This is a genomic window from Mesorhizobium sp. M7A.F.Ca.US.006.04.2.1 (assembly GCF_004022915.1).
Taxonomy (GTDB): domain Bacteria; phylum Pseudomonadota; class Alphaproteobacteria; order Rhizobiales; family Rhizobiaceae; genus Mesorhizobium; species Mesorhizobium ciceri.
The window spans coordinates 1-2,855 of sequence record NZ_RZQA01000828.1 but is presented as its reverse complement, the minus strand read 5'-3'; the positions used below and the strand labels follow the sequence as shown (position 1 = coordinate 2,855).

Genomic DNA, 2,855 nt, shown 5'->3' with positions numbered 1-2,855 from the left:
GATTTCGACCGCTTCTTTGCCAATCGCGGCATTGCCGTCGCCATTTGATTTTTTGACAGTCGAGGGATTTCGATGACCGACAAGACAAGAGTGGCCATCCTCTATGGCGGGCGTTCGGCCGAGCACGACGTGTCGCGCCTTTCGGCCGCCAATGTGCTGAAGGCGATCGACCGCACGCGCTACGATATCGTGCCGATCGCCATTTCGCGAGGCGGCAGGTGGCTGCTGCAACAACTCGATCGCGCCGCGGCGATCGGCGATGAGGCGGCAGGGGCGCCGGCCTCCGAAGACGGCCCGGAGGTTGCTTTGTTGCCCGGCGGCAAGGGCCGGCTGGTTGCGGTGTCGCGGGATGGTACGCAGCCTGAGCTGCCCCCCATCGACGTCGTGTTCCCGGTGCTGCACGGGCCGTTCGGCGAGGACGGCTCGGTGCAGGGCTATGCCGAGGTCGCCGATGTCGCCTATGTCGGCTGCGGCATTCTCGCCTCGGCCGCCGCCATGGACAAGGACGTCGCCAAGCGGCTGATGCGCGAGGCGGGACTGGCGGTTGCCCGCTCCGTCACCGTGCATCGAAACGGCAAGCATTCCTTCCAGGAGATTGCCGGGACGCTCGGCCTGCCTTTCTTCGCCAAGCCGGCGCGCCAGGGCTCGTCCTTCGGGGTCAGCAAGGTGAATGACAGGGACGGCTTCGAGCAGGCCATCGACACGGCTTTCCGCTACGACGGCAAAGTGTTGATCGAGGAATTCGTCGAGGGCCGCGAGATCGAGTTCTCGGTGCTGGGGCGCGCCGACGGGTCGCTGACGGTGTCGCTGCCCGGCGAGATCATTCCGGCCGGCAAGCACGGCTTCTACACCTATGAGGCCAAATATCTCGATGCCGACGGCGCGCTGGTCAAGGTGCCCGCCGATGTCCCGGCCGATGTGGCCGAAAAGGCCAGGGATATGGCGCGGCAGGCGTTCCAGGCGCTTGGCTGCGAAGCCATGGCGCGCGTCGATTTCTTCCTGCGCACCGACGGCAGCCTGCTTGTCAACGAGGTCAACACCATTCCCGGCTTCACCGACATCTCGATGTATGCCAAGGCGCTTGCCGCCTCAGGCATCGGCTACAGCCAGACCATCGACGTGCTGATCGAGCACGCGCTGGCCAGGCATGCGGCGCGCTGATCCGATCGGGCGAGCCTGACTTCCATTTAGCCCTTGGGGAGCGGCCGGTGCGGGCCGGATCATTGCCTGTGAGCGAGGCGTATTTCATCGTTGGCTAAAGTTGCACGTCCGCTCTATATGCCCGACCATGGCATTTGGCAGGGAGGCATCACGTGGCCAATCGTCGAAACGGCACGGCGTCTCCGGCTGATGGGCTGGGGGACACCCTTTCAGCGGCCGCGCCCCATCCGCGAACCTCTTTGCCCAATGTGGCGGCCATCGTCACGACAGTGGCGGCACTGTATTTCGGGCGCGAGGTTTTCCTGCCGATCGCCATCGCGCTGCTGCTGACCTTCGCACTGGCGCCGCTTGTCGCAGCGCTAAAAAAGCTCGGCATTCCCCGGATTGCCGCCGTCATCGCCAGCGTGCTCGGCGCCTTCGCGGCGCTTGGCCTGTTCTCCTTCATCGTCGCCACGCAGGTCAGCGAACTGGCGCAGAACATCCCGGTCTACCAGACCAACATCCTGACCAAGATCCGCTCGCTCAAGGAAACCGGGGTCGGCGGCGGGATCCTTGCCAGACTGAGCAAGGTGGTCGAGCGGGTCGGCCAGGAGATCGACAGGCAAGACCCCTCGCTGCCGGTCGCCACCCCGGAAAAGCCGCCGCGCGAGCCGGTGCCCGTCGAGATCGTCGCGCACGAAAGGCCGCTTCAGGTCCTGCAGAATGTCGTCGGGCCGCTGATCAGCCCGCTTGGGTCGGCCGGGCTGATCATTGTCGTCGTCATCTTCATGCTGCTCGAGCGGGAGGATCTGCGCGACCGCTTCATCCGGCTTGTCGGCTACGGCGACCTCCACCGCACCACCGAGGCGCTTCAGGATGCCGCCAAGCGGGTGGGCCGCTATCTCCTGATGCAATTGGTCGTCAACATCGTCTACGCCATACCGATCGCGATCGGGCTCTGGGCCCTCGGTATTCCCAATGCGCTGCTGTGGGGGCTGCTGGCCCTGGCGCTGCGTTTCGTTCCCTATATCGGCCCGATCATAGGCATGCTTTTGCCGCTGTTCCTGGCGCTGGCCGTGGCACCGGGCTGGTCGCTCGTGCTGTGGACAGCCGCCTTGTTCGTGGTGATGGAACTGATCACCGGCAATGTCATCGAACCCTGGCTCTACGGTTCGCGAACGGGACTGTCGCCGCTGGCGATCATCGTCGCGGCGATTTTCTGGACGTGGCTCTGGGGGCCGCTCGGGCTGATCCTGTCGACGCCGCTCACTGTCTGCCTGGTGGTGCTGGGCAGGCACGTGCCGCAGTTTGAATTCCTGGACGTGCTGTTCGGCAACGAGCCCGTGCTCGAACCCCATGCGCGCCTGTACCAGCGGCTGCTGGCCGGCGATCCGGAAGAAGCCACCGATCATGCCGAGGAGATGCTGGAGGAGAAATATCTGGTCGAATTCTATGACAAGGTTGCCATTCCGGCGCTTCTGCTGGGCGAACAGGACCGTGTGCGCGGCGTCATGGGCGATTTGCAAAGGCGGCAGGTGGCGGCCAGTGCCCTGATGCTGGTCGCCAATCTCGACGACAGCGCGCAGGAGGAGGCAGGCGAGGAGGAGGGGCCGCCCGTGGCCGCAGAGGCGAGCGACGATGACGATCCCGGCGGGGAGGACGAGACCGAACTGCCCGATGGCACGGATATGTCCGTGCTTTGCGCCGGGATCGTC

The 2,855-nt window shown here is 65.1% G+C and carries 2 protein-coding genes; both read left to right on the top strand.

From position 1 onward, the window contains the following. Positions 1-72 precede the first annotated feature (72 nt). Positions 73-1,161, top strand: a complete 1,089-nt coding sequence (locus tag EN925_RS30705) for a D-alanine--D-alanine ligase family protein (protein WP_127369041.1) — start codon at positions 73-75, stop codon at positions 1,159-1,161. A 152-nt stretch (positions 1,162-1,313) separates the two neighbouring features. After that, the coding region (locus tag EN925_RS30700) for an AI-2E family transporter (protein ID WP_164894493.1) at positions 1,314-2,855 on the top strand (1,542 nt) is incomplete at its 3' end.